We start from the raw sequence: 4,602 nt of genomic DNA, 5'->3' as shown, positions 1-4,602 counted from the left end.
TTTTAAAATGGCAAGAAGAAGGAATAAGACAACAGTGCTTATGGGGTGTGGCCTTGGTCCTTTAAATACACAGAAGTATCAATTATGTGCAAAAGAATTAATAGAGTTAAGTGATAAAGTAATATGGAGAGATGAAGCCTCAGCTCAAATGTGTAATACGATGGTTGAACGTTCGGATATATATGTGCTGGATGATCCAGCGATTATTTCGGCACAGCAATATTTAAAGGAAAAGGTAAAGCAAAAAGAGAATTATGTGGCTATAAATTTTAGAGAGTTCCCAAATGAATATGGACAGAATAAAAGTCTAACAATAGAGGAAATACGCATTTTGCTAAGAAAAATAGCTGAGAATCATGAGGTTCGGTTAATTCCGATGCATACTTTTTTTATTGGCGGAGATGATAGGGATTTTTTTGCAGAAATTTGTGATGAAAGTATACATGAAAAAGTAGTTGTACAATATAAGCCACAAAATTTGCATGAGTTATATGAAACATATCTAAATGCTCAAGCATGTATAGGAATGCGGTACCATTCAGTAGTTTTACAAACAATTCTAAATGGTAATAATTATATTATAGATTATACAAATCCTCAAAATGGAAAAATTTCTGGGTTTCTTCAATATCACATGCTAGAAGAGAAGTACGAAAAGAAATATTTTAATTTACAGAACACTCAAAAATGGGATTTAGAGGAATGCTTAGCGCAACTGGAACGAGGAGACTGTGTTGAGTTTCCGCAAATAGACAGTATGGAAAGATATTGTGAAATTATTAAAATGTAATATGGGAGAAGTAAAATGTCATCAAAGAAAAAAGCAACATTGCTGATGCTAATATTGGCAATATTGAATAGTGGATTAGTTGCTATATTTAACTTAATATATAACAATCTCATTATGAGAAATTATGGCTCGGATATAAATGGACTGATTTCTACGTTAACGCAGTTTGTAGGTCTTTTTGCAATTATTGAAGGCGGATTTACTACGGCAGCAGTAGTGTCCATTTATGAACCATATACCACAAAAAATTATGAGAAACTGAATGACATTTTATATACTACCAAGAGGGTATATGTAAGGATTGGTCTAATCATTACAATTGCGGTATTGGCAGTAGGAACAATCTACTTGAAGTTTATTGATAGCCCATTTTCTTATAACCGAACTTATATGCTACTAATTGTTACAGTAATGTCAACGTCATTATCTTTGTGTTTTCAATCAAAATATACAGTATTGCTTCAGGGCGTGAATCGAGAATATATTCAAGTAGGAATTAGTTTGATTGTTAAGACGCTTACTTGGATTTTGTCAATTGTATTGTTGGTAAGCTATGCAGATATTATTTGGGTTTATGGGATTAATGTTTTAAATATTATTTTGAATATTGGATGTAACAGATGGTATGAAAAGAAAAACTTTCAATTTGCTACTTATAAAGGGAACTATGATAAACGTCTTATAAAGGGAACTGGGGATGTATTGTTTCAGAAGATTGCGAATACATTATTCACATCAACGGATTTGGTCCTTATTTCGTCAGGAGTGGGATTAGCAGCAGCAAGCGTATATAATTTGTACCAGCAAATATTTCGTTCGATTTTCGGATTGTTATCATCAGGAGTACAAGCTCCCTTTAATTCATTAGGACATTTGTGGAGCGAAGGTGACAAGCAAAAAATTGACTATTATTTTAAAATGTATTTTAAAATTACATTATTGGCATCAACAATTATTTTTACAATTACAGCTAGTTTGATTGTAAACTTTGTGTATGTATATACAATAGGTATTAATGATATAAATTATGTGCGAAGTGAATTAGCAATACTCTTCTTTCTTCAATATTTTGTTCAAATTATAAATAGGCCTTTTGGAACCATGCTAAATGTTACAGGAAACTTTGCGAAGCAAAATGTTCAATGTGCGGTTGCGGCAATTGCAAATTTAGTTATTTCCATTGTATTAATGGTAAAATTTGGAATATCGGGTGTCATATTTGGATCTTTTATTGGTACAAGCATTATTCTTGTCATGAATATTTACCAGTGCCACCTCCTGGTGGAGGGACTTAAAAAAATGGTATTTGAAATTATAGTGAATATGGGCGCAAGTCTTGGGTTAATTACATATGCCTTGCATTTGGGAAATATGGCAACCAGCTATTATGAATGGATAATACTGGCAGTTATATTTTCTCTAATTGAGGGAGTAGTGATGTATGCGCTTAACTTTGCTTTGGACTATAGATGGATGGCTGAGTTTACAAAGGGTATTATTAAAAAGATATATAGGAAAAGGGAGAGAGTTAGATGGAAAAGTGGAACAGAAATATATCAATAAAAGAACTTATTTGGAAAGTTATATTTGAGTGGAAGAAAATTGTCCTATGTGCAATTATCTTTGCTGTTATAGCGACAGCATTACGTTACTCGAAAGACATGAGAACGTATGAAGCTGCAAAGATAAAGCATGAAAAGGCTGTAGAGGAACAAAAGGAAACAGGCTTAAGTATTATCGAAGAAAACTTTAGTGTTGAGGAATTACAGCAAATTCAGGATGCAAGTGCATTACAAAAAATAGCAATCGAAACAAGAGAGTATTTGGAAAGCTCTATTTTAATGAGCATTAATTCTTTTCAAGAAGATGTCATAACCCTAGAGTATTATATTGGTGCTCAGAATGCCTATGAAGGCGAGGATACAAGGGAAAACTATGTACAGGATATTGTATATATGTATAAGAAATATCTTAAGAATGAAGAGCTTATAAAAGAAATATTAGATAGTACAAAGTTGGATATTGAACCAAGATATATTGAAGAATTGATCTTTGTTTATGCAGAACAAGGAAGTTCAATTTTTACCATTGAAGTAGTATATCCTGATAAAGAGGTATTGGAAGACATGGTTAGTGCTGTGAAGGTAGCGCTAAATTCGTATGGAGAAACATTAGCACAGAAAATGGGAAGCCACGAACTTGTATTGATAGCGGAAAATGCTAGCGTGCGAGTGGATGTCAATCTTGGTAAACGCCAATTGGATTATCAAACTGCTATGGATTCCTATCGTAGCAAATTTAAGACCTTGAAGTCGGTGATGACAAGTGCACAGATAGCTAAAATAGGAGAAAGTCTTGAAAATGAAAGTGAAGAAAACATATTTAAGATGCAAAGCCCATCGATTAGTAAAGTATATATGATTTTAGGCGTGTTTGTAGGCGCTTTCTTGGCAATTGTTGTGATTATCTGTTTTGCGCTTTTTGAAACAAGACTACAGTTTGTGAATGAAATGGTTGAAACTTATCAATTGCGTTTATTTGGAACATTAGATAGAGATAAAAAAAGAGTTGCACTAGATAGGTTGTTGTTAAAGATTAAGAACCGAGGAGACAAAGGAAAACTTACGAACACAACGATGAAGATTATTTGTACAAATCTTGAGTTGACATGCAAGAATCTTAGTTTGGATAGAATATTTATAACTGGGACAGTAATGAATGCAGCAGAGCAGAAGATTGTTGAAGAGATAAAAGAATATATGGCCAAGATGGGTGTTGAAGTAGTAACAGGGGAAAATATTTGTTATGACGAGACTTCATTGAGAATAATGGCAGAGGTTAAAAACACCATATTGTTAGAGCAGATTGGCGCTTCGCCTTATCGTGATTTAGAGAAAGAAATAGAGCTAATTAAAGAATATGATGGAACTGTGTTAGGGTGTATCATCATTGCATAATAAAATCAAAACCTCGGGAATTAATAAAATTTCCGAGGTTTTGATCTTATATATAGTATCTCATAATTTTTCGATTTAGCTCTCAATATCTTCACTTGCTGCCGCGGCAGAAACAACAGAAGAAACGACCGCTACAATAACAGCAACAATAATAATTAATAAACCACCTGCTAATATAATAAACATAATAATCCTCCATGTATTTAAGTCTGATAATAAATAATTTTACAATGGTTTGTATCTTTCGTCAAACTTATCTTGGCCACAAACATGACGCTCACCTAAATCTTCATAGATAATGTAGTCTCCCTCGCGGATAAAGATGACGCCACGTCTGTTTTGGATGAATGGGCATACAATAGCACCATCGGGACGTGTTACTTTAACTACCCCATCAGCAACAATCCAGCCATTTGTGACAACCTTAGTCCATAATTCAAAACCATCTTCCATACCTTGGTCTAATTCATATTTTCTCGCCTCAACTTCTAAAGCGCTTCTTCTATATTTTTGCATAGGAATCCCTCCTCTATTATGTATTACATCTTGTACACATATTATAAACTAATTGTGAAAAATTAACAATGTATTTAATTGAAGAAATACACAAATAGGGACAATAGAAAGAATTAAGTGAAAAAGAGAAAATGAATTGTCTTGTTTCAAGTTAAGAAGTATAATGTTTTGTAGAGAAAATTTGCTTGCAGCTCAAATTTGTAAGCACCGAAAGGATGTAATTGTTAGTATGAAACGGATTGTGACAATACAGGATATATCATGTGTGGGGAAATGCTCTTTGACAGTAGCACTGCCTATTATTTCTGCAATGGGGGTAGAAACATCAATTATTCCTAC

Annotated in this window: 4 protein-coding genes and 1 pseudogene; 4 read left to right on the top strand and 1 reads right to left on the bottom strand. The window is 33.3% G+C overall.

The genetic code is table 11. The features are described 5' to 3' along the window. The 3 genes from RMR19_RS07595 to RMR19_RS07585 form a co-directional block, all read left to right on the top strand. A partial coding sequence (locus RMR19_RS07595; protein ID WP_310602896.1) for a polysaccharide pyruvyl transferase family protein occupies positions 1 to 790 on the top strand: 790 nt, incomplete at its 5' end. Positions 791 to 805: 15 nt separating this feature from the next. Beyond that, on the top strand, positions 806 to 2,353 hold the full coding sequence (locus tag RMR19_RS07590) for a lipopolysaccharide biosynthesis protein (RefSeq protein WP_310602895.1): 1,548 nt from the start codon (positions 806 to 808) through the stop codon (positions 2,351 to 2,353). Beyond that, a complete protein-coding gene (locus tag RMR19_RS07585) occupies positions 2,323 to 3,747 on the top strand; it encodes a hypothetical protein (RefSeq protein ID WP_310602894.1) in 1,425 nt (474 codons plus the stop codon). Before RMR19_RS07590 ends, RMR19_RS07585 begins: the two co-directional genes overlap by 31 nt. 225 nt (positions 3,748 to 3,972) lie before the next feature. On the opposite strand, the gene RMR19_RS07580 is transcribed toward RMR19_RS07585, so the two are convergent. Beyond that, positions 3,973 to 4,263 (bottom strand): hypothetical protein, encoded by a 291-nt coding sequence (locus RMR19_RS07580; protein WP_310602893.1) that lies wholly within the window; start codon positions 4,261 to 4,263, stop codon positions 3,973 to 3,975. A gap of 229 nt (positions 4,264 to 4,492) precedes the next feature. On the opposite strand from RMR19_RS07580, the pseudogene RMR19_RS21990 reads away from it, so the two are divergent. Beyond that, positions 4,493 to 4,602: pseudogene (locus RMR19_RS21990) on the top strand (pyridoxamine kinase); the annotation flags it as partial.

Source organism: Anaerosporobacter sp. (genome assembly GCF_031551385.1).
Lineage (GTDB): Bacteria > Bacillota > Clostridia > Lachnospirales > Lachnospiraceae > Anaerosporobacter.
This window is presented reverse-complemented; position numbering and strand designations above follow the sequence as displayed.